Here is a 22,802-nt window from a genome sequence, read left to right as displayed (position 1 = left end):
GATTCAAATCCATCGCCGTTCGAAAGTCAACTGACAGCCTCGGATTCCGGTCGTTACCACGTAACGGAAACTGCCTGATAAGCGGAGATTAGAATCAGTCGATAATCGGTTTTCTGCTTTGGCTGCAGATTTCCGGAAGTGTACGTGGGAAGCCGAACCTATAGGCTAAAAAAGTTTCGCAGATCAATTGTTCATTGCGCATTAACACACTAAAGTACTGTTAGCTGGCATCGGGATACGATACATTCAGATGCGGCTGATTTTCAGAGTCCTGCCAGTTGTACCTGAATCCAACGCTCTGCACATCACATCCCGTTCAGATTTCGGCCTGATCCGATCTGTCTTTGGACAAAATGTGCTTCGCCGCATCTCGACTAAAGGACGAGATCATGCCGAAAATCCGTCGCACGAGGGCTATCCGGAAACGGCGCTTCAATTTGCTGGCTGACTCGGCCAATGCCGCGCACACGCCGGAGCGAAGCAGGCGGGTCAAAGATATCCGGATGGTCGTCGCCGTCGATTTCGAACAGGACTCCAGTTTCCTGTTTGAACTGAAACGCCGAGCTGCAGGTGACCCGGCGCAAGGGAACCTTGGCGTGATCGCCGGCGCAGAAGATCATGGGTGTCAGTGCGGTAAACCACGTTTGTACTACGCTGACCGCCCTGACGAAGGGGCTAGCGCGGCATCAATCCAGGCGTTCAGCGAGTTGCTCGCAGCAGGCTCCGTGCAGGCGGTTGCGGCAGATGGCTCGACAACCGAAGTGCCTGTAGTCGACACCATACTCGGCGAAGGTCTCGTCATCAAGGCGACCGTCGAGGAGCAGAAGCAGATTCAGCTGAAACACTCGGGCCTGCTTTTGCTCCCGAGTGCAAGCCTTTATCCCCAGATGGTCCAGATAACAAGCCTGAATGCAGGCGCGCCATTGAATGTCCCGGCCAACACAGGTAAGCGAATCGTCGTCAATGTCCGAGCGGATGGCGTCCCGTTGCCCGGCATCAAGGTACGAGGTTACCTCTCCCAAGCAAACTTCGTGGAAGATGTGACGGACGAGAAAGGCTTCTGTGAACTGCGAGTGCCGAAGGCGCATTCCGCGAAAGTCGCTGTCAGTGCGATACCTATACATACCTACTGGTCATATACGAAGGAGATTGAACTGGCGCGTGCCATCGGCGCTGTGGCAGATTTCGACCTCGAACGGCTCACGCCAACATGGTTGGAAGCTTTCACCCACAGAATCGATGACATGGATCCTGCTGCCGCAGGCTTGGGAGTCCGGGTCGGAGTGATCGATACGGGCGTTAGCAAAGACCACTCACTCCTCCACGTTGCAGATGGTGGCAGTTACGTAATCGGTGAGTTCGACAACCTCGACTGGGACGACACAGAAGGGCATGGCACCATGGTTGCCGGCCTGATCGCTGCACAAGGTGATGGCAAGTCAACGCCTCGAGGTCTCGCCCCCGCGTGCGAGCTTCACGCCTATCGTATATGCGCGCGCGGAAGCATTCGGGCCGAGGAAACGGCGCTCGCAAGTGCCATCCGGGCAGCAACAGATAACGGCTGCGATTTACTGAACATCAGTTTTGGCGGAACCATACAGATGAGCACCGTGCAGAGAGCAATGCGCGACGCCGCTGCCAAAGGAGTCGTGTGTATTGTTGCGGCGGGTAACGGATTTCGGCGGCACGTGAGCTTTCCCGGCTGCTATCCGCAGGCAGTCTCGGTAAGCGCAATGGGCCGGCTCAACGCATATCCGCGAACGTCCGAGTTTGTGTTTTCGGAAACGCGTGACACGGGCCACGATGAAAGAGACTACGTGTCGACGTTTACAAACATCGGCGACCAATTGCATCTATGCGCGCCTGGCGTAGGTATCGTGTCGTGCTGGCCAGAGAACAGACTCGCAGCTGGCCGAGGAACATCATTTGCAGCACCCATTGCAACTGGCCTGCTTGCCCGCATTTTGAGCACATCAGCGGGGCGTGATATACTACGGTCCGAACGAAATAGCAACAGAGCAGATCAGATTCGTGATTTGGCCCTCAATAGCGCTAAGGTTTTCGGATTTCAACCCACACATGAAGGCTACGGCCTACCGGGATCGAAATGAAACTGATTATTGAGACTAAAACAGGTTCTAGCATACCCACGTCCATGCCGGAGGGGGTAACTGTGCTCAAGCAGCTAGACAGCGCATCCGTCCTGGTCGATGCGACGCCTGCCGGGGAGCGCGCGCTCCGTTCCCAAGCCCGCCTCTCGGTGCGACGCCAAGCCACGATCAGTCCTGATCCGGTGGATGAAGGTCGACATATCGACGTATTTAAGGCGTTGGCGGACGCGCGCGCTCGTCGGGAAAAGCTCGGCATCTGAAACGCTGTGCGCGGGAATTGAATTTCACCGCTGAGTATTAGTAGTTAGCTGCTTACTTACCCCGCATTACCCTCCTCTGTCCTCAAGCCCGCGCGTACCGCCCCCCGACATTGCCACGTGCCGGGACAGGTTCCTTGCGCACGCGCCGCCGAGGACTCCGCCAAGCATCTGCCCAAGGGAGCGTCACATGAAAGACGGTCTTTTGCAGGGAAGCGGTACTCCAGAGATCCAGCGCTATCTTTCGCTAATCACCCGTGATGCGTCGAGTCCTCTCGAGGTGATCGAAATGATCCGGGACGCGCGCGATAATGAAGCCACGACCGGCCTGTCCATCGCAGACGAACATTCCGGGGCGAGCATGCTTGACGTGGCATATCAGGCTGCTCAGGACATCGAGCTTCAGCGCCAATTGCAACCAGCCCAGCTAATTGGTCTCGAGGCGTTGATCAATAGTGAAATACGCCCTGCCGTGGAGTTTGTCGGCGGAAAATTTGTTATCAATCATCCTGTCTGGAAGCACCTCTACACCAACGAGATTACCCGGAATCGGATCGAGTCAGCTGCGGCTTCCGTTGGAAGAATTGAACTGCCGGGAAATCGCAGGTTTCTCTATGGCGGCACAGGTTTTATCGTCGGCAAGGACCTGCTGATGACCAACCGACACGTTGCAGAGATCTTTGCGCAAGGCACCGGAATCAAGCAACTCCGATTCCGTGAAAACGGCCGCGCCGGAATCGACTTCGTGCGTGAGTACAACAGCCCCCCTGAAGTCCTCCTCGAAGTGAGACGCGTCGTGATGATCCACCCTTATTGGGACATGGCGCTTTTGAACGTAGAGGGAATTCCTGATTCGAGACCAGCATTGCGTCTATCGTTACAAGACGCTCGCGAGATGGATGGTCACCAGATATTTATCATTGGCTACCCGTCATTTGATGGCCGAAACCCCACAGTCGAACAAGACGAACTTTTTTCTCGTCGCTACGGCATCAAACGCTTGCAGCCTGGCGAGCTACATGGCGGCGTGAATGCCGGCAGCTTTGGCAAGACAGTCCGCGCCGCTGGCCATGATTGCTCGACATTAGGCGGCAACTCTGGATCCGCAGTGTTTGACCTCAACACGGGTGAGGTCCTCGCGCTGCACTTCGGCGGCTTTTACCATCAAATCAACTATGCCGTGCCGAGCGCGGCACTCGCTGCAGACAAACGCGTTGTGGACGCAGGTGTCTCGTTCACGGGACCGCCAACGATTGATCCGAGGGCCAATGCCCTCTGGTGGACGCGCGCCGATGCCGAAAACGAATTTCAACCGGACGATGAACCGGCTCCCACCGGCCTGCCGTCCGATCGAGACGTTAATGGACAGGCACAGGTTGGACAGTCCAACTTGACAACCCAAACATTGAATGTCAACTTGCCGCTGACCATCACGGTTTCCGTCGCAATTGGCGATGTAAGAGCAGTATCAATCAGAGAGGCTTCTGGAGCCGACGAGCAGGAGGCGCTTAGGGAACCGTGGCATGACGCAAATTACTCGGGAAGAAACGGATACGACGAAGCATTTCTCGGTGATAGCGACGCAGAGTTACGCGTCCCCCTTCCCTCGCCAGAAAGCCCGGATGAACTGGCAGTCGCCATCGACGGCAGCACCGTCCTCCACTACCAGAATTTTTCCATCGCTGTCCACGCGAAGAGGCGGATGGCGCTCTTTACAGCCTCCAACGTTACAAGGGAAGCAGAGTTGCGAAAGCCGCTAGCAACTGCCAACTATACGCGTACCGCGCTTTCCGATCTTAAGAAGGGAGACCACGAGAAGTGGTTTCTTGACCCACGGCTTGATCCACAGTATCAGTTGCCCGACGCCTTTTTCAGGAAGGGGCGTGGTTCGTTCGACAAGGGGCACATCGTTCGCCGCCAGGATGTCGCATGGGGAACTACTTTCGCCGAGCTCCGCCGCGCAAACGGCGACACCTATCACGCCACCAACTGTTCTCCGCAAATTGCCAATTTCAATCGATCAAATCTGGGCCGTGACAATTGGGGGGCCCTCGAAAATCTCGTACTGAAAAGCGCGTCGGCAGAACGGCTCTGCATCTTTTCCGGGCCCGTATTGCGTGATAGCGACGAGAACTTTCTGAGTTACGGCGAGGATGGAGCAATCATCCGGGCAAAAATTCCCTCAAGCTACTGGAAAGTCGTCGTTGCCCGACTCAACGGGGGTCTTGCTGCTTACGGCTTCGTGCTCGAACAGGATTTGTCGAATATCGCGTGGGAATTTACGGTAACCGAAGAGTTCACACCTTTCATGGCAGAAATCGCGGAGATTGCCTCTGCCGCGCGCGTCACGTTCCCGTCTGAGATTCTTAACGCCGATCAATTCTTCACTGCCAGCGGCGTAGAACTGGAAATGGCAGGAGTTTCCCGTCATTCTTTCGCTTAGTGCAGCCTTCGCGTCAAGAGCGCGAAGTCTAAATACACTGACACCAAGGCTGCATAAGCACTGGGGCGACGTCGGCTTCACCGATATCGAAGACATTTTAGAGCCAGAAGCGACTTGAACTCGATACCTTCCAAGTGGCCGCCTCGCGTACGCGTTATCAGCCTACGAGCTAAACGATCTGACCACGTGCTACTACATCCAAGCGAAACCGATCGAACCGCTCAATTAACTCGTCGATGCGCTTGGTCGCTTGCGCGCAGCATGGCGGACGGAAAGGTACCTCGAACAATGACACATGTTTAGCAAACAACTTGTCTCTAGCGTAGATTGGTAGGCCAGTGAATCGAGGAGAGGGCTCACCATGACACCGTTTGATCAAGCCAAAACCGAGAAAGCCTCGTCTGGCGCAGAGACGTCGCCACATCTGCGGTTTCATCTGCCATACAACCACGTTACGTCTACATTCGGCGACAATTGGTTTGCGTTAAAGGCAGAAGCTTTCGCACGTTTTTTCGGCACCCCCACCTTTCTTGTGATGCAGACCCTGATCGTCGCAGTGTGGGTTATATTCAACGTGAGTGGTGTGACAAAATTTGATGTTTATCCCTTTATTCTTTTGAACTTGGCGTTCAGCCTGCAATCGGCATATGCCGCGCCGCTGATCCTGTTAGCACAGACCCGTCAAGCTGATCGAGACAAGGCACTCGCGGATGCGGAAAATAAGTAGCCGACAAAACATTGGATCCGAGTGGCCGAGAGCAGAGACGGCGCTGTCAGCTCTGCCACGCCGGCCAATCGTGAGGATAAGCTTTACTGGAAGCGCGGGATGGTTGCTACCTACGCAGCGACTCACTCATTGGCGATTCGCGACTCGAGTCTTTCCCGCAGCCGGAGAAATGGCACATCGTTTGCATCGGGCGGAATCACCGGATCTGTAACTCCCTGCAACGAAATCGCGATGAGATTATCCGGACCAATTGTCCACGCCTCTACGACTGTCAATTGACGCTTGAAGAGCGCGAAGTCGCCAAGATTCCTGCTCGGTACAAGACTCCCTTTCTGTAATCCACTCGGAGCGAGGAAATAACCGCCATATCGCTTGTGTTCTGCGAGGAAGGTATCGAGCCCACTCCTGTCTTTCGGCTTCATATCATTTTGGCGTGCCACCGTTGCAAATCGACTCGTTGGTCCAGTGTGCTGGGAGAGGTACTTCTCACCGACACCGATTACCACGCGATAGTAGGAAGGGAAATTCCGGTCTACGCCCGTAATGATGGTTACTCCAATCCACTCTTCGATATCTGTCTCGCCCACGCGTTTTCGCCATCCACGAAATATCTTCTCGCCGACATCGAGATCTTGAAAGCAAAGGTGCAGCTCAGGCGGCAAAGCAGGATTTCCAATGTACGCGCAAGCTCCCCATCTCGCCTTTCCCCATAAGTTCTGGTTTATGGGTGATAGGACCCGAAAGTCGCGATGTTTGAAACCATCAATCCCAAATAGCGTTTCTTTTCCAACGTTTCCGGATTCAGTGGTCTCCTTCCTCTGGCCGGCTTTTCCCGGCACTTCACGCGTCGTTGGCAGATCTGGAATCCAGGCTTTGGTCCGACGAACCTTTGCCAAGACACCTTCCGCCTCGTTAGCCCAGTCCGAGGCCAGATATTTGGGAGTTTCGCCGAGGATATTGCACGTCGAGATGACCGAACGTGCCGCCATGAATGCCCTCTCCAATGTGCCACTTTCGCCCAATAGTGCGGGTAGCCATTTCTCAATCGACGGCATCTGCAGCTGCTCGAGCACTTGAGAAAAGAGGTGGAGCATCGCGGATTGATACCCCTCATGTTGAACTATGCTGATTGCCGGATAGTCCGATAGAGACACCAAGATACTGGTCTCGCCGCATTCGTGATCGACTACCGAATGACCCAGCGGTAGATCCACATCTCCCGCGTTACCGACGGCAAATTCCAGCACCAACTGCTCTCGAAAGGAGACCGGATAACGCTCGCGGTCGACGGAGGTCGATAATAGCGACTCCAAAAACGCAAGGAATGCTTCCGCAACTAGATGTACCGATAGGGTATTCTGTACGACTAGCTTAATCACACACCCAAACAGTACGGTACGCATCGGCGCAACACGTCCGGTCGCCCACTGGGAAACCTCCGGTAGGTCAGCGGCTGCGGGCTGCAATAGCCATCCAGACATTGCCCCGTTCATGTCCTCTACGTCTTCTTCGCCAATCTGTTCACGTAGTGTCTCGGCATCTCCCAGACTAAAGAGCGCGGCAATGCTCGACATAGGTAGATCCAACTTGTCGAGCAATGCTGGACTCCACGTTAGCTTTGGCCATTCCGCAAATCCGGTCCGCAAGACGAGAATTCCCAGAACGGTGTCCATAAGCGAATACTCTTCGCGCACGTCCTCAACCATATCGTTGGGCGGTGCAACGATGTGCATCATCGGCGCAATCCACGAAAGCCATCCCAGCACGCAAGGTATTCGGCCGAGCTGCAGTTCGAGCCACACCAGCTTCCGCAGGAGTGACAACGCCAAGGGCTCGATTGTCCCGTTTTTCGAGTATTGGTACATCGTACGGTCTAACGCCACGATGACATTCGCACGAGCCGCCCAGAGAAGTCCCGCCGACTCGTAAGCCAGGCCTGTTGCTCCCACTGCCCTTATGAACGTGTCTCTATGCTCCTCTTGCACAAGCAATGTCTGCGCCGCCGCACATTGTCGGATTGCGTCGTAAGACTTCCCTGCGCTTAATTTTTGCAACCCACGCCTGAGCCGCATCTCACCCTCTTTCCCACGGCCGACCCGCTTAGCACGCAACTCTACTGCGACTTCGAAGACCTCATCGAGCTCGTCGCCGCCATCAAGTACTTCGGACAGTTCTTCGATAATCCGTGCAACTATATCAGCCGGATAATCGATATGCCCTTCCGCTTCTGCCAAAACAGCTTTCATCTGTCTTAAGATCGAAGCGGTCTGTTCAACGTTATCTACAGACGCATTCAGGTCAAGGAACAATAGCTGCGTGCGCGCCCAGAGAGCGCTCGTTGGACGCATTGCGTCCATAGCCCATCGAACCAGACCCTCCCGCAGGCGCGTGGTGCGAGCGTCCCAGACCTCACGTTGACCGCTTCCGCTCACGCGGAGCCACGCTATACCTACCTGTAGCAGGTTCCCAAGCTTGTCAAGGTCCCAGATGTAGTCGGAATCCAGCGCTAGCGGCTCAGCGAGGTCGTACAGTCGGTCAAGTTCCGCATGGTCATCGAACCACCAATTCGCCGTCCATGCCATGTGGTAGTACGCCAAGAATCTCTGGCGGTCACTCTTATGCTTCTCTGCGAGCCGCAGGGCACGGCTGAAGCGTCCGTCAACTTCCATTCGTGACTTACCAAGCGCGCGCACGATGAGAGCGCTCTGGATGCATTCTTCGAACAACTGCCAGCCCGCTCCCACGTAGCGCTCTGTGTCCTCGATTAGCTTCTCGAGCTCAGCTAGTTCCTGTTCACGTTGTGTATCAAGCGGTCCCGTCTTCGCGCCTGCACGTCCTACGGGCGCGTCGACATCGAGCGTCTGATAAACAATGCTCCAGCGATTGTTTTGAACGATTCGATCGACGATCCATGTCCGATCGAGTATACGAACGTCCAAATTCCATTGCTTTCGCAACTCATCTTCGGTCAGGGAACGATTCCGATCTGAAACCGCCTGGTTGGTAATGAAATAAACGAGTGTGTATCCACGTTCCGTTTCGGCAATTTTTCGGACATCGGCCTCCACCTTCGGCTTCCACTTTGCCTTGGCACTGAATGCAAAGGCCCAACGCTCCGTCGCTGCGCGTTTTGGGTCACCTTCATACCAACGTTCTGCGATGGACTCCGCGACCGGATACGTCTCACTATCCGCTTTGCTGTCGCCGCCTCCCGTAGGGCCGGTTTGAGGTAGGAGATTCGGACAAAGCTCCTTCTCCGCAAGCCGGCGGCAGAAGTGCTCGAACCGTATCTCTTCTTTGCGCTGAGTCAGCGTATCCAGATGAAACTCAAGCTGGTTTTTTGTGAGCCCTTGCTCTTCTACGGATACCGAGTCTGAATACAGCTCCGGTCGACGCGCTCGCATAAAGCTGCTCGGACTGAGCTGCTTATCTTGTCGCGACGATTGTTCCCCATACTTTTCTCGCATCGACCCCTCTAGCTGCATGTATTTACGATTTCGTGCAATGGTAATTTTGCGGCTTCCCTCTGTCGAAAACGCCAGCCGCTATCAAAAGTGCGTCTGCCGCATGCTTCGACCTGCACAAGGCTTGGTGTTCGGCGGGCGGCTTCCGCGAGTGAAATGCTAGTCAAGATGCCAGTCGGACGTGTGAAGGATAAGCATTGCGAGTGCAAGCGTGAAACAACATCAGTCGCGCCACCGGCTTACAGCAGTTTTCCGGTGGCGATTTGGTCGGTGAGCTGGAAAGACTCACCCGCGACCGAACTCCAGGATCCGGTCGCAGAGCTTGTCAAGTGACTCTGATTTGGCGCCGTCGTCGAGCGCGAGTGCGAGCTTCGCGCCAATAAGCAATGGATTCTTGTGGATGTTTTTCGCGTTACCGTACAACGCGTGCGCCTTGTTTTTAAGTTTCTCGAATTGTTCCTCCCCCAACGACGCCCCGATTTCCGAGTCAACCGTTTGACCGAGATTGGTGCGCCACATGGTGAAGTTTCCAGTCCAAACCGTGTCGGTCGGCAATGGAACTGTCTCATCGCCGCCTAGCAATTTCAGTAGGGCTGTATTGTCTTTCACATGGTGAGTCTTGTACTTGTCATCGCAATCGGCGTCACCATCGAATATGACAAACAGGGGAATCTCCAGCTGCCTCGCGATAATGGCGGGACGGAGCATGTAACTCTTGCCGTCAACCGGGACGATATGGCATCCGGCCTTCCGGAACTCGTCCATGCGATCGTTCAGTGCCAGCCAAGAATGGATATATGCAACGTCTTCGATTCCCTCAACCAGGATAAGCTTCTGCGCAAAGAATATCTCGGACAGGGTGGGCTGCAATATCTGAGCGATTCTTGCCAGGCTTCCCTTTGCGGCGAGAGGTGCTTCACCCGTCAGTTCCGCATATTGGCGCCCAATCTCCGTCGGTGACGGTTGCGTAGCATACGACGCTTTCGTTGCCGAATCGCGACGTACGAGTCGAACGCTTTCGAACGAGTTGCCCGAAACAAATAACGGACTATGGGTGGTTACCAGAACCTGTGAGCCACCAGCAGCTAAGCTGGTTAGAACCCCCGCCAGGTGACGTGCCTGCGGAGGATGTTGATAGAGTTCTGGCTCTTCGCAGCCAAGCACTAGCCTTGGTTCGGTCGATTCACCCTGGCTCGCAAGTTCCTGCAACAACGCCAACAGAAAGGAACGTTGGAAGCCATGGCCGAAGCGCGCCAGGTCGCCTTCGAACGTGCCTTCGCCCGCGATAATTCTCGCAAACGGCTCTTCAACCTTTACGGACTTACCCGGATCCTGCTGCCAGCTTACACGCAGGCTTGTATCCGGATGCGCCCATTGCATAAGCCGGTTCTGCAACGAATCAGAGATTCCTTCCAGATCCCCCTGACTCTCATCAAGCAGCTTTTGATACTCGTCCCTTGTCTGCTGGGCGAGAGCGTTCAGCCGCTCAGCGAAATTGACCTTAGACCGTACCGTTCTTGCAAGTAGCCTGCCCAACGCGGTGGTTTTGCTTTCCGACTGCTCCACCGTCGCATCCTTGACAGCAGGAATGTACACCCACTGCAAATACTTCTGGAGGCGGTTCGCTCCCTTGCTAACACCGTAAAACTGGTCCTCGCTTGGAATCAGCGTGCATTTGTCCGGACGCTCTGCCTCAAAGCTCTTAAGGGCATCGGCCATAGCGCCGACACTACTGGCTTTTGGCAAGTCGAAATTTGCCTGGAGATCCGTGTATATCCTCTTCAACTCGTCAGCCTTAGCCTTATCGCCGTGCCGTCTGAAGAACTCCATGAACTCTGCCATCCCCAGTCGTTCACCGAACTGCACGACTTCAGCACGTCCGGACGCCGGATCGAAAGTTGCCTTTGCCGTGACTATCAGCCGGTCCTGTCGGAAATAGTCCTTGAACTCCTGTTTGGCATCGTCGCTCAGTTCGCAAAACGTGACGGTGATCTCAACTGGTTCTGACGTGTCTTTTCGGTGAAAGTCCTCGGCGGACAGAACGGTGACATCCGTAGAAACGCCATCCGTTTCACGGAAGAAAACGTTTAGCGCAAAAAGAAAGGTGGATTTACCCGCACCATTCGGCCCGACGAAGCAGTTGTATGGGTCGATGGCCACGACTGCGTCTTTGATGGTTCGGAGATTTCTTATACGGACAGATTGAATACGCATTGTGCCCTCGGAGATTATATTTTTTACGGCAAAGATTGAAGCCACTTCAATACCTATCGACGATATCGCTCGATATATGTCTTATAGTCAGATAAGCGTTTCATATGTGCGTGCATCGGCTCTTCGGCGTGACAACCGATACATAGCACGTCAAGGTTTGAATCACGATTGTCGTGCTTCTGTCCGTTACGATGATGTACGTGCAGGAACCGTGAATCAGTCTGTCTAAGCACGATGCTACAGGTACCGCATCTATAGCCGCGCTGCTGCTTGGTCCGCTCCGACACCTCAGGCCAGTCCTGTGCGTAGACGTTGAGCGGAGCAGTATCAGCAGAATGCGCTGGTTTTACTGCCATCAGGTCGCGTGGATATTTTCTGAAAAAGTCTGGGAGCGCGAACCCGGATACCAGTCGCATGCGATCTTCGCGCGACATCGCCATATCGAATCCATCCCAATGCACTTCATCAAGACAATTCTGGCATACGTTCAATCGTACGTGCTGGGTTCGTACATTATTCTCTATTACATTAACCTGGAAACTTCCGCTGTCCCCATTCGCAACTACATATCGGTCAAATCTGGAATTCCGACGCATCTTGTCGAGGGTTCGGCAGTACGCAAGATGATAGCGGGGCATGCTCTCCTGATGCCCAATTGATCCAATGTCTCTGATATAGAGCAAGACCCGGAAGCCCTTGTAAGCCAAGGTGCCGTCGTCAAGTACCTCGACCTCGTCAAAATTGACGTCGACCCCGGCACTCTCGAGCCGCTCGCGCACGGGGAGATCGATGTCCTTGAATCTGTGGTCAGGGACGAAGTTGGCAGCAAGCGGCGCTCGCATCTCCCGCCGCAGTGCGTTCAACGAACTCCATTCAAGAAAATCCGGTAGCTCGAAGCTCATTTCCTGGCCAGCTTGTCCGCTATAAGGTCCATCTTTTCGCTTGCATTGGTAACGATGCGAAACTCAACGCGTTGATTTGCAACCGGCGACCTTTCAGATGACGTCTCCTGAGATACTGGACGCGAAGACGATAAACCGTTCGCTGTGACATGCTGTACGAGCCATTTCTCGTTTCCCTGGACCGACGGAAGTGATAGAAGGTATTCGAGAGCACTTCTGGTACGTGCCTGAGATAGCTCCATGTTCTTAAAGTAAGCTGTCTTCTCATCGGTAGTGCCGGTCCACAACGCGCTTGTGTGGCCTTCAATTCGAATTTCTTTGACTGCGTCCTTGTACTGCCCTGATGTCAGCAACGCTACATAGCGCGGAAAGAACTGAGCAAGCACCTGCTTGAAGCGCGGCCGCAGCTCGGAGGAGCCAGTGGCGAAGAGAACGGTCGGGTCGTTGAAACGGATGGTCATATCGCCAAGTATCTCAGCGTTCCACTGCTTCAAATCCTTTGCGAATTCTTTCTGTAACGCGAGCTGCATGTCTCGTTTGGTTGCTTCATACTCTTTGACCACGAGCGTTGTCGTCTGTTCGACCCGCAGCATGAACGCAGCGGTGAGTAGCATGAATACCATCATCAGACCTGTCATCAGGTCCGCCATTGGTATCCAATAAGATTGGTTGCTATGCTCGAAATCCATCTCGACCTCAAGCGGTACCAGCAATTCGAACCACTTCTCTCAGACGATCTGTGAGCGGCGTGTAGTCCGACACAAATTTTTCTGAAAGCGATGCGAGCTGACGACCAAGCGTCTGGAGGCTTTTCGTGAGCTCTTCCTGCAACCCCTTGTCCAACGTGACAACGCTCTGGCGGACAGAATCCATTGAGCGAACGAGGCTCTCATTAACTTCAGACTGCGTCTTGCGAAGCGTATCGGTTAGAAGCTGCTTCATCTCTGACGACGAAGACTGCACCTGAACTCCAAAATTCTTGACCACATCGCTGACGTCTGCCTGCACCTTGGCAACCCCTTGTTTCATCGATTCGGTCATCTCGTCGACCTTACGCGAAAACTGTGGCGTAACATCTTTCATCTGCGATAGAACATCAACCATCGAACGCTGGGACTGGTCGATCTGCTGGTGTTGATGCGCAAGCCCCTTGAGCGTCTCCTCGAGCGCCGTCGCCGTTTGGGCGAAGGCAGAAGCTCTGTCAATGAACAGCGCCAGGCCAGCTGCGGCACTTCGCATATCGTCGGCGGATGCTTTTTGTAACGATTGCAACTTGTCGAGCTCTTCCTTGTACTGCTGCTGCCAGATCACGAGCTTTTCCACAGCTGCGTTCAAATGCTTAAAGTTCTCACCAAACTGTTCGTTGATCTGCGCGTTGAAATCGCGAATGACTTCCTTCAACGCCTCGATGAGGGCTTTCGATCCATCCTCTGTCATCTTCTGAGCAAACGTGTCAAACGACATCCGCAGCATACGCAACTCGTCCCCTTGCTCCTGTCGCATCAGTTTGAGTTGAGACAGAAGGCTGCCCTGTTCGTTACCTGAAAGACTCAGTTGAAGCGCCTGAGTGGCCGCGACTACATCATCCAGGGTGGCGGCCTTCGGGGCCCCCTCGGTCTGGGGAATAGGTGTTTTCCGGAAATAGTGCCGCCCTCGGATGACCAGCGAGCCGAACACTCCGCTCACGGACGCGAGGAAAGCCGTTTTCACTCCCTCCAGCAGGTGCGGCACGCTTTCGGATACATTTGAGGCGTCGAAGTGCAGCAACGCCATAGCAATCCCAGAAAAACATCCGAGGATGCCGATTGTCGTCAGCACCTCCGGACCATGAACGACAGAGAACCTGTCAAATCGGATAAACGCGAAGAATATCGTTAAGCCCAGGTTGACGAGTATGAATGCCATAGTTGGCGTATCGGCAAGCACTGTACTGACGGGGCCAGCAGCACTGGCACGCGCAGCCCATGCTATGCCCGATAGCAGAAGGAGAGTTCTGATTTTCATAAGTCTTGACTGGTCTCAATGTTCGTCGCGAATTCGCGCAGTTTGAAATAAATCAAACTCGCCCGCTGTTTCGTGGCCGCTCGGATGCCTCTCCGTAATTATGCACAGGCTGACGCATTAATCTATGCGGTCTTTCTCCCAATATATCGGGTTTTCGCGGCGAAACTTGAGCTGTCCGGCGCCGCCCGGTGGCGTGTCTGGACGCCGAAACCAGTTGCAGCGAGGCAAATGAGGGCGAGCCTTCGACGGACGTATCGCTAAGCCACGGCAATATTTCATCCGGCTTAACTTCCGACAGAGCCGGCGCATGGTCTCGCGGGCGGGCAGCTCATCTGGAGCCACTTGGGGGCAGTTGTCGCGTCGCCAAAGCCTGTCGAGGAGTTCTTGAGCAAACGCGAGTCAATCAAGCATAACAGCAAGCCGGTAGCCCATAGGTAGCGTGCCGGTTCGATCGCGGAATGACCGCTGCTTCTGTCCACTGTAGCTCGCGCCGTGCCCGCGAAATTGACCCTGGGAAGGATCGATCTCTGCATCAACGCAGAAAAAGCCCTTGTTTTAGGCACTTTGCTGCTTGCGCGGTGGATCAACCATTGCTACGCTAGGCCCCAGCTTAAGACGGCGCAGTAACGCAAGGCGTCGTGTGCCGTCTTAAGCGGTTCTCCAAACCTGAATAAGAGGAAGTCGATGGCAACGAAGACCGCAAAACCTGCAGCCAAAAAGGCTGCCACAAAAACTGCCGTGAAGAAGGCGGCGCCGGCGAAGAAAGCGGCGACCGCTGGCTCAACGCTGAAGCCCCTAAAAGAGCAGTTTACCAAGGCGTCGCTTGCGACCTACGTTGCTGAGCAAGCCGGTGTTGAGCCGAAGCAGGCGAAGGCGGTGCTTGCAGCTCTCGAAGAGACAATCCTCGGTTCTGTTCACAAGAAGGGCGCAGGGGAGTTCACGCTGTCTGGGCTGGTGAAGATTGGCGTGCAGCAGGTTCCGGCGAAAAAGCGACGCTTTGGCAAAGATCCGTTCACGGGCGAAGAGCGTTGGTTTGATGCCAAGCCGGCGACGGTGCGCCTGAAAGTACGCGCGCTGAAGAAACTGAAGGACGCTGCGGCATAAAGGCGGCAGTGCGGATTCTGGAAGCCCGCCTTTCCCGGCGGGCTTTTTTCATGGATCTGTCGACGTTGCGATCCTTGGCTGCACAGCGAAATCGCTAACTACGACACGGCGACGGTTGCCCCGCGAGCCTTTCGCGGGCGTGCCACAGCGTAATTTCCGACAACCCAACAATAACAACAACGATACTGTGGCGGCGGCCTCAGCAGGAATCACTGATGCCGTTCGGCCGGACCGCCAGCGAACATTCGTGATACTGAGTAGCGACGGCCGCTCAACCGTCAAAGAAGAATCACTCAAAACAGATTCGCAGACACCAGAAGTAAAGTTCCGGGCTCTCAGGCCGTTAAACACTCACAGGTTCTGCTCATAGTTCTCGGGAATTCGATGAACAAGCAATATATGTTTTTAGTAGCTCATCCATCTGCACGTACGGACGAGCATGTTGCAGTGGTACAGGAGAGTAACGATGTCGTGGTAGCCGCTGACAATGATGCACGGGAGATGACTCTGCAAGACATCCACTCGTTCCAATCTCTCCAGCGAGCGATGAACATCCTTGAGAGACTGGTGACAGAGCGCGCGGACGCTGTCGAAGAACAGCGCGCGAGAATCACAGATGTCCTGAATCATTTGCGACTCGTCCACTGACTTGCCTGGGAGTCGAAAACTATGTGCGGCGGCTCATCGAACGCTGCGCATGAGGTAACGACTGCGGGTGGAACGACTCAAGGTTGTTGAGCGCTGTCTTCAACGAGCAGTGCGGGAACCTTGGCAACGCCGCGCTGCACCAGTACATCGTATGTACTCCAACCCTCGAGCATCACCTCGTTTCCACCCGATAAATCGATTACCGGCAAGGGGTACTCGCCAGCCTCCATGCTTCGACTTTGTTCGTGCTGGTTGTAATACTCATGATCGAGCGCCTGGTCCCGTGCCATCTGTAATTGCTGATACGGTTTCTCAACTCGCTCAACCGTGTCGAAACGCGGATAGCGTCTGCGAAAATGGTTCGCGTCAGGCTCGATAACCACTATGCCCCCGACCTCGATGCGTTTCGTGCTCATTGCGGCTCATAAGAACTGTCGATATTCGCAACAGGCCGCCGACCGTACCACCCGATGCTCGGCGCCCATCTTTTGATATTCGACAGAATAGCGCGCCCTATGCGACCACCTGCGCAAGATAGTATCGGTAAGGGTCCGCACTACTCCCCTTCGCTCGCAATGTGCACAGCCGGCGGCCGATGCATATGCGAGGCTCTACTCTTTTGGTAGCTGCGACTAAAACAAAAAAGTCGGCCCTTCTCGTGGAATCGAGTCCACCAACCGAACTCGCGTTTTACGTGTGAAACTCTTCGTTACGCAGTAACGATACTGTGGTTTTTTAACTGGTCACCGATTGCCATTCGGCACTAAATCTGATACGCCCGCTGGCCTGCGACAAAAACCTGCGGCAAATGAACAAGCAAGGATTTTGCGACGCTCAAGTCAGCGATGAAGTGCCGGATCTGACGCGATAAAGTCTCGCGATCGCGCGTCCGGTCTCCGAACTGGCACGAGATTACCGTCCGCAGGTTCAGCGACACTGGAGGAACGTTCGCGCACATTGCGGCAGTGATAAGTGCGCGGGACGTCGGTTTACAGATCCCACGATGGGGTCGGAGGCCGCAACCGGGACACAAACGGTCTTTCGCTGACGGCTGCCAGCAAAGCTAACAGTGGCCGCTTGTTATGATTGCCGTCCTCGTACGTCCATCGATCATCGCCCCGACCACCCGTCGAGCTATGCTGTTCCAGCGCATGCACGGCATGGTACACATCTTCCCCAAGCACTAGCCCAGAAGCCCGGAAGAAACTGGCAAATTGCTCTGACGCTGCACTATAGTCGATCCACGTGTATGGCATAAAGCCGATGAGATAACGCCGCACAAATCGGCGCAAGTTGAAGTCAGGCTGCAGCCTTGTCACAGCGGACCAAGCGTCATGGGAGGAAAACCAGAAGTCACTGTTCTCGACAAAGGGAACACGCTTCGGGTGCATGGTGTACAAGAGGCGTGCCAACGCGGACATCCCCCAGCCCCATTCCATCGCCGCCTGCACGTTATTTTCAGATTCGACGCGATCCTGACCGCTAAGCGCACGAACAAGCTGAGCATCTATCGCCGTTACTACGTCCGTCCAGGCATTACTACGTGGCGATGCATCGCCATATGTGAGCTGAAGCAGTGTCACGATTCGGCGGAGATGTACCGAGAAATTACCTGGCCCCATCGCCTGAACAAACTCAGACGCGACTGCCGCAAGCACCCGGTGAACCTCACTGATTCCGTCTGTGATAACTCGACATAGCGCGTCAATCGATCCAGCTTCGAAGGTGAGACGTTTGTCCTCCCAGCGTTGCACAACGCCGGTCTTCACCAGATGCTCGATATAAGAGTCGACTTGCAGATGTAGTGCCCTCATCGTCGCCACGCTTTCGGCAATGCGCTCCATGGCCGGCAATGCATCTTTTAACCATAAAACGCCACCCTGCCCCTGCATCACGTGAATCCCCAGTACGAGTGCTGCGTGTTGCAGCGGTGCGTTGGGGTAGGCCAATATCAGCCCCTCCACGCGGTGTCCCTCGGTTTCTCGAAGAGCGCGCTCGGCGAGTTCGCTGAAGAAGTCCTCGTTCGGGCCTGCTTGTCGGAAATCAAACGGTGGCATTTCTTCGCCATCTAAGATCGCTGGCTGAATCATGCTCTCCGCGTGGTTGCGTACGAGTGTGCCGAAGAAACGCAGAGGGAAGGGTTCAGCAAGTTCACGCAGAACTACCGCGCGAGAGGCGTTCAATGACTCCAATTGCCATCCCGAAAGCCCGGCCTCGTTCAGTACAATCTGCCAGCGAGCCGATTCGTCGTAGTGTTCCGCATTCAACGTCACAACAAATCGCGCAAGAGAAGTACGCATGTGCGGCGGCAAGCGCTGAAATACGTCAAGGTCGGATGTCACAATTACGTACTTGTCACCAAGTGCATTCGCCAGCATCGCCGATAGGTTGGCGGGCTCACGCCGACCATCGCTGTCAGCCCAGCCATCTCTTGCGACTATTAATGCCGGCCCCTCTTCCCGCAGACGGCCTGCCAACTCGTCCAGACGATTCACCCGGATCGACGGACAGGCCAGATCACCTAGTTTGAAAGTGGATGCGAGGTGGTCGGCGAGCGATGCTTTGCCGATATCCGAGGGGCCGACAATAACAGCGCATCCTTGGGAACGCAGTATCGAGGATGCCTGTTCAGCGACGACTGGCGGCACATACCAAGGGCCCGGAGTTGCAACAGGCCGTGCACCGTAACGGCTCAGTGTTGACTCGAGCTCTGTGAGTGTAAAACGGGTGTTGCGCTCACCGAGCAGGCATTGGCGAAACACTTGTGTGAGGTCATCGATGCAAGAGACAACGCGACTATGAGGCACTCCACCCTTCTGGGTGAGCAACTCGCGAATCCGATACTGAAGCAATTCCGCATTTGAGCCACTGATAATATGGAGTCGACCGCGTAGACTCGATACGCTGTCGGGCGTGCCGCCTTTTAACAGTTCGGTGGGCAGCTCGGTATCATCGCGCTCCAGCAGGACATTGTCGCGCGCAAGGGTGCTGAGTTGAGGTTTGACCTTAGCATCCGTCACTAACGTGTACGACAAAGAGCGATCTTTCAGAAGCAACTGCAAGGCCCTAGGGCGGCGTCGAGATTCGACGCCGGTTTCCTGAGTCGATGCCCCGTCGCCGATCACATCCTTCAGTAGGGCGACTGACCATACGCTTGAGGATAGAGTCTTCATCTGGAAGACGTGGCGAATCGACTCTCCAAATGACGCCGCGACGATAGAAGACTCTTGATCTAGAGGCGACCCTGTCCCGACCAGTTCGGCCTGGAGGTCTTCCTGATTATCTGGCTCTATAGTCACTTCCGTGACTCGACGCGCGTCTAGCATCAGTATCAGTGTGACCCAGATAGAAGCGACGATTTGGTATTCGTAGCCTCGATATCCGCTCAACCCACTTTTCGCCTTCTCACTCATATGTTTCCCAACGACTGAAGGCATAACCCGACTCGCAGGCGTGCCGCATCTGCGCAACTACTACTGAAAAACATAGCGTACACCGCGAGAGATACCCGAGGAAAAGCTGCGCACAGTCGCCAAGCGCACGGAGGCTCTGCCCTCATCCCCGTGATTCTTGATAGCCCGAAGCATGCGTGATACTCAACTGTGTTGCTTTTCCAGACTGAACCCTACTCGGCTCGCGGTACGTCGAACACGAGCACAGTAATTGTCATCTCCCGGTTGGGATCATCTCGGTGGGCAAAACGAAACGTCCAGCTCGTTTCCGATCGTTCGGCTATTAATTTTCGGAAGCCCGGATGGGTCTCAGTCTGCGATCTCACCTTCGCCAGCACATCGCTAAAGTTCTTGTTCCGGTTGAAAATCACGACTGCGGCCTTGGTATCACGCCAAGTCAAATAGCCCAGCAGCTGGTCGATAGTTTCCAGGTACGCCTTTTCCCCACGCCAAAACTTGCATTCCGCGATGAAAATGTTGCGACCGTTGTCTTTGACCAGAATGTCTGTTTTACCCTCGAAATTGAACGTTTCTCCGGTCGCCTGCCCCTGATATTGCGAATTGAGTTGCACCAGGAAGTGCGTTCGAATCGCTTCCTCGTCGCTATGCTCGAATGCGGCCGGACTACACTCCATCACATGAACCATGTTGGTCATGATGTCGAGGATATTGTTGTAGTGATCGTCCGGCAGCGTCGGTTCAGGCGCGAAGCTCGCAGTATTCGCCGGAGGTTGTACGGGCAAGAGCTTTTTGCGCACCTGGGGGCTGGCATAGGTTGCAGGAGCACCCTCTCGGCGCTTCATCGGAAAGCCAAGATTGGCGACCAGATTTCGGTCCTTCAGAAGTTTCTGTTTTCGGGTTGCAATTGCGCTTTGCGCTTGCGACACGATGGTGCGGTTGAACTGGTCAGCAGATGCGCGAAGTCGATCAAGATTCGTCTGGATCTCCGATAGCGTGGTTTCAATCTGCTGCTTGACCTGCTCGGGCTGGAGGCCTGTTCCGTGAATCTGCGTGAACAGGCTACCTCCGCGAATTTCACCACGCGGGGGGTTGAGCGAGAACGATGTGGGCTGAACGAAGAAGAACTCCTCGTCTCCTGAAAACGGCATCTCTGCTTCAATGAGTGTTCCGGACACGTAGAACGGCTGACTTCTATCGGAAATGTATCGCATGGGATCGTTACTGACGTCCATCCGCGTTTCGCGCTGGTCAACCGTAATTGCCTCTCGCTCGATAGTCGGCACATCCATCCGATACTTGCTCTGAAAGTAAGCGATGAGTGCGTCATCCGACGTGTTCAGAAGTTTGTCGGCGTGATAGTCCTTAATTTCCGCATCGAGAGATCCTCTTTGATGCTGTTCGACGCTGTACCAGTCGACCCGGGAAAAAAGCAAATCTGTTGACCCACGAACCAGCCCTAACGACATTTTAGCCCTCTCTCATAGTTAGTAATCACCGCCACATTGTCATCGCTCATGGCCGCGAGGGCATGAAATTCCGGACGTGCGGCGCTCGACGCCAGCCCACACATTTTGTCAGAAACCGGTCGACACTGTTTCCTCCTCTAAGTCCGAAGCTAAGGCGCCGGTGGCAGGTTTCACTTATTGCTCGACCTGATACGATTGCAGTTTCGCAACGGCGGCCTCTTGCTGGCAGCGCCCCAGACCAATTTGAAGGGCTGCCTGTCGTAGTCTTTGACGCTCAACCTGGGCGAAGGCAGGAGGCGATGCAAAGGTCGGCCTAGCTGTTGAGCGGAGGCATTTCGGACGCGTTGAGGATCTCCGTGCACATACGCGGTCCTTCACCTCGACAAATACAGAATTTATGCGCAAAAAGTTTTTTGCATCTCGCGCAAAGACGCGGAGCAGAAACCGCAAAACGCTTCGCGGGCATGCCGGCGCAGCACGGCATCAAGAAATCTGCGCGCTCAGTTTCATTTGTCCAACTGTTCATAAACGTCGATGAGAGACGACTTTCCCAAGCGTGTAAAGGAGACGCTCGCGAAGAGGGTCGGTCACCGGTGCTCCAATCCGAACTGCCGTAGAACAACAAGCGGGCCGCACGAAGAGGCGGGCCGATCAGTTAATGTCGGGGTCGCGAGCCATATCACCGCTGCGTCCGTCGGTAGCCCACGTTATGACGAAACCATCTCGGCCCAGCAACGTTCCGCAATCGTGAACGGGATATGGCTATGCCAAATTTGCTCAAAGCTGATCGATTCCGATCTAATGCGCTTCACGTCTCAGCTTTTGCATCAATGGAAGCGAGACGCGGAGTTTGATGCGGACGTCGCATTGACGGGGCGGCATGCGCCGGACTACCTGCCGCAGCCGGCGTCAGCGGTTCACGCTCCCCTCCCTCGAATAGCAGGCCTCATCTACCATGATGCGAGGAGCCTGCTGGTTGGGGCTGGCTGGCAACCGCGAATGCGCCACCACTCACACGTCGATCATCCGGAAGTTCGCGGAGGCAACGTTCCCGAGTTTTGGTCCAAAGGATACTGGGAGATAGAAAATGCCTGGCCAACCGGGCTTGCTCAGTGCACTTTCGCGTTCCATGACGTCTACGGCAACTTCTTGACCGTTGTGACGTTAGGTGAAGAGCATCCTGGCTTCGGCTATTACGCCCAGGTCACAAACTGGTTCTTTACTAAGGAGCCGTGAGCCAGCTCTGTAGAGGGGCATTGCAGGCCACTGCTTGGTCGGCTTAACAGGCAGCATCGGCATGAGTGCCTTACACCGAATCCGGTTGTGCCGCGCTTCGCGCGACAATACTTATTCGCTGTCAGAGGCCGGCTTGGCAAACATGAAATGAATGCGAGCGCCCCTTACACTTCGAGCTACGCCTCGTTCTTGAGAAGCAGTAAGGCCAGTTTCCTGACGCCAGTCGCGTTCGCAGGTTGTTGACGCATCTTGAGCTTGCCACGCGCCAGCTCTTTTTTCGGAACGCGGCCCCTCCTACGTCGTTGAGATTCGATCTCTTCGAGCTCGCGCATTAGCATCACGAGTTCAGTGAACGAGATTGACAACCCTGCGCACAATGAAAACAACGAATCGATAGAGACGTTGGACTCCCCTCGTTCCAAAAGACTAATGAATGCTCGCGTCAATCCCGAACGATCAGCCAACCCTTGCTGAGAAAACTTTCTGTGTGCGCGCAGCACGCGTACGACCGACCCTAGCTCGCGACGAAATTGCGCAGCATCGTTCGACCCGCCGACGTTGGGTGGTACCAAAAGGAGCCCGATTCGGAGACATGAAAGTCCCGCAATCTTATCAAATTGACGTGCGGCGAACGCCTGCGAGGTTCCTTACCGAGATCTTCCAGATACCTGTCGCAATGCCAGGCCCGCAAGCTTCGTTCGAAAAATGTAAGGTTGGCTCCCACGCTATTTATGCACGGTCGAAAGGACACGGGCTTCGCGCTTGCTTCAATTGACGCACCGCAAAAGCCGGCGAGCCTTGTCTGGCGTACAT

16 protein-coding genes are annotated in these 22,802 nt (G+C 54.8%); 7 read left to right on the top strand and 9 right to left on the bottom strand.

The features are described from left to right. Positions 1–389: 389 nt before the first annotated feature. The 4 genes from C2L66_RS16860 (at position 390) to C2L66_RS16845 (ending at position 5,538) form a co-directional block, all read left to right on the top strand. Positions 390–2,111 (top strand): S8 family peptidase, encoded by a 1,722-nt coding sequence (locus tag C2L66_RS16860; RefSeq protein WP_158512170.1) that lies wholly within the window; start codon positions 390–392, stop codon positions 2,109–2,111. Then, a complete protein-coding gene (locus C2L66_RS16855) occupies positions 2,108–2,371 on the top strand; it encodes a hypothetical protein (RefSeq protein WP_060604447.1) in 264 nt (87 codons plus the stop codon). Before C2L66_RS16860 ends, C2L66_RS16855 begins: the two co-directional genes overlap by 4 nt. 187 nt (positions 2,372–2,558) lie before the next feature. Then, positions 2,559–4,811, top strand: a complete 2,253-nt coding sequence (locus tag C2L66_RS16850; protein WP_060604451.1) for a DNA/RNA non-specific endonuclease — start codon at positions 2,559–2,561, stop codon at positions 4,809–4,811. A gap of 361 nt (positions 4,812–5,172) precedes the next feature. Beyond that, positions 5,173–5,538 (top strand): DUF1003 domain-containing protein, encoded by a 366-nt coding sequence (locus tag C2L66_RS16845; RefSeq protein ID WP_082670409.1) that lies wholly within the window; start codon positions 5,173–5,175, stop codon positions 5,536–5,538. A 122-nt stretch (positions 5,539–5,660) separates the two neighbouring features. Here C2L66_RS16845 and C2L66_RS16840 read toward each other — a convergent pair whose 3' ends face one another. The 5 genes from C2L66_RS16840 to C2L66_RS16820 form a co-directional block, all read right to left on the bottom strand. Continuing rightward, positions 5,661–9,005, bottom strand: a complete 3,345-nt coding sequence (locus tag C2L66_RS16840; protein WP_148654598.1) for a hypothetical protein — start codon at positions 9,003–9,005, stop codon at positions 5,661–5,663. A gap of 282 nt (positions 9,006–9,287) precedes the next feature. Then, positions 9,288–11,216, bottom strand: a complete 1,929-nt coding sequence (locus tag C2L66_RS16835) for an ATP-dependent nuclease (RefSeq protein WP_060604458.1) — start codon at positions 11,214–11,216, stop codon at positions 9,288–9,290. Positions 11,217–11,269: 53 nt separating this feature from the next. Continuing rightward, entirely contained in the window at positions 11,270–12,118 is an 849-nt protein-coding gene (locus C2L66_RS16830) for an HNH endonuclease family protein (RefSeq protein ID WP_060604461.1), read from the bottom strand. After that, a complete protein-coding gene (locus tag C2L66_RS16825; protein WP_060606997.1) occupies positions 12,115–12,807 on the bottom strand; it encodes an OmpA/MotB family protein in 693 nt (230 codons plus the stop codon). The genes C2L66_RS16830 and C2L66_RS16825 overlap by 4 nt, the downstream gene beginning before the upstream one ends. Before the next feature lie 7 nt (positions 12,808–12,814). Next, positions 12,815–14,122: a hypothetical protein gene (locus C2L66_RS16820; RefSeq protein WP_060604464.1), complete on the bottom strand. Its 1,308-nt coding sequence runs from the start codon at positions 14,120–14,122 to the stop codon at positions 12,815–12,817. 684 nt (positions 14,123–14,806) lie between these two features. On the opposite strand from C2L66_RS16820, the gene C2L66_RS16815 reads away from it, so the two are divergent. Next, positions 14,807–15,226: an HU family DNA-binding protein gene (locus C2L66_RS16815; protein ID WP_060604467.1), complete on the top strand. Its 420-nt coding sequence runs from the start codon at positions 14,807–14,809 to the stop codon at positions 15,224–15,226. A 384-nt stretch (positions 15,227–15,610) separates the two neighbouring features. Beyond that, positions 15,611–15,874 (top strand): hypothetical protein, encoded by a 264-nt coding sequence (locus C2L66_RS40680; RefSeq protein ID WP_148654599.1) that lies wholly within the window; start codon positions 15,611–15,613, stop codon positions 15,872–15,874. A gap of 77 nt (positions 15,875–15,951) precedes the next feature. Here the strand turns inward: C2L66_RS40680 and C2L66_RS16805 are convergent, their stop codons facing one another. From C2L66_RS16805 to C2L66_RS16795, 3 genes are all read right to left on the bottom strand, one after another. Continuing rightward, entirely contained in the window at positions 15,952–16,290 is a 339-nt protein-coding gene (locus tag C2L66_RS16805) for a hypothetical protein (RefSeq protein ID WP_060604471.1), read from the bottom strand. Positions 16,291–16,863: 573 nt separating this feature from the next. Then, positions 16,864–19,287 carry an nSTAND3 domain-containing NTPase gene (locus C2L66_RS16800; RefSeq protein WP_060604477.1) on the bottom strand — a complete coding sequence of 808 codons (2,424 nt, stop codon included), beginning with the start codon at positions 19,285–19,287 and terminating at the stop codon, positions 16,864–16,866. 212 nt (positions 19,288–19,499) lie between these two features. Continuing rightward, entirely contained in the window at positions 19,500–20,753 is a 1,254-nt protein-coding gene (locus tag C2L66_RS16795) for a hypothetical protein (protein WP_176056903.1), read from the bottom strand. 747 nt (positions 20,754–21,500) lie between these two features. On the opposite strand from C2L66_RS16795, the gene C2L66_RS16790 reads away from it, so the two are divergent. Further along, positions 21,501–21,989: a hypothetical protein gene (locus tag C2L66_RS16790; RefSeq protein WP_148654600.1), complete on the top strand. Its 489-nt coding sequence runs from the start codon at positions 21,501–21,503 to the stop codon at positions 21,987–21,989. A 176-nt stretch (positions 21,990–22,165) separates the two neighbouring features. On the opposite strand, the gene C2L66_RS42360 is transcribed toward C2L66_RS16790, so the two are convergent. Next, positions 22,166–22,489 carry a helix-turn-helix domain-containing protein gene (locus C2L66_RS42360; protein ID WP_409372644.1) on the bottom strand — a complete coding sequence of 108 codons (324 nt, stop codon included), beginning with the start codon at positions 22,487–22,489 and terminating at the stop codon, positions 22,166–22,168. Between the last annotated feature and the right edge of the window lie 313 nt (positions 22,490–22,802).

It is taken from the genome of Paraburkholderia caribensis, from assembly GCF_002902945.1.
Lineage (GTDB): Bacteria > Pseudomonadota > Gammaproteobacteria > Burkholderiales > Burkholderiaceae > Paraburkholderia > Paraburkholderia caribensis.
Note: the sequence above shows the minus strand (reverse complement) of the source record. Positions and strands in the feature narration are given on the sequence as shown.

Coding starts and splice junctions, on each gene's coding strand:
- C2L66_RS16860 (WP_158512170.1), top strand. CDS start 390: ATGCCGAAAATCCGTCGCACGAGGGCTATCCGGAAACGGCGCTTCAAT.
- C2L66_RS16855 (WP_060604447.1), top strand. CDS start 2,108: ATGAAACTGATTATTGAGACTAAAACAGGTTCTAGCATACCCACGTCC.
- C2L66_RS16850 (WP_060604451.1), top strand. CDS start 2,559: ATGAAAGACGGTCTTTTGCAGGGAAGCGGTACTCCAGAGATCCAGCGC.
- C2L66_RS16845 (WP_082670409.1), top strand. CDS start 5,173: ATGACACCGTTTGATCAAGCCAAAACCGAGAAAGCCTCGTCTGGCGCA.
- C2L66_RS16840 (WP_148654598.1), bottom strand. CDS start 9,005: ATGCGAGAAAAGTATGGGGAACAATCGTCGCGACAAGATAAGCAGCTC.
- C2L66_RS16835 (WP_060604458.1), bottom strand. CDS start 11,216: ATGCGTATTCAATCTGTCCGTATAAGAAATCTCCGAACCATCAAAGAC.
- C2L66_RS16830 (WP_060604461.1), bottom strand. CDS start 12,118: ATGAGCTTCGAGCTACCGGATTTTCTTGAATGGAGTTCGTTGAACGCA.
- C2L66_RS16825 (WP_060606997.1), bottom strand. CDS start 12,807: ATGGATTTCGAGCATAGCAACCAATCTTATTGGATACCAATGGCGGAC.
- C2L66_RS16820 (WP_060604464.1), bottom strand. CDS start 14,122: ATGAAAATCAGAACTCTCCTTCTGCTATCGGGCATAGCATGGGCTGCG.
- C2L66_RS16815 (WP_060604467.1), top strand. CDS start 14,807: ATGGCAACGAAGACCGCAAAACCTGCAGCCAAAAAGGCTGCCACAAAA.
- C2L66_RS40680 (WP_148654599.1), top strand. CDS start 15,611: ATGAACAAGCAATATATGTTTTTAGTAGCTCATCCATCTGCACGTACG.
- C2L66_RS16805 (WP_060604471.1), bottom strand. CDS start 16,290: ATGAGCACGAAACGCATCGAGGTCGGGGGCATAGTGGTTATCGAGCCT.
- C2L66_RS16800 (WP_060604477.1), bottom strand. CDS start 19,287: ATGAGTGAGAAGGCGAAAAGTGGGTTGAGCGGATATCGAGGCTACGAA.
- C2L66_RS16795 (WP_176056903.1), bottom strand. CDS start 20,753: ATGTCGTTAGGGCTGGTTCGTGGGTCAACAGATTTGCTTTTTTCCCGG.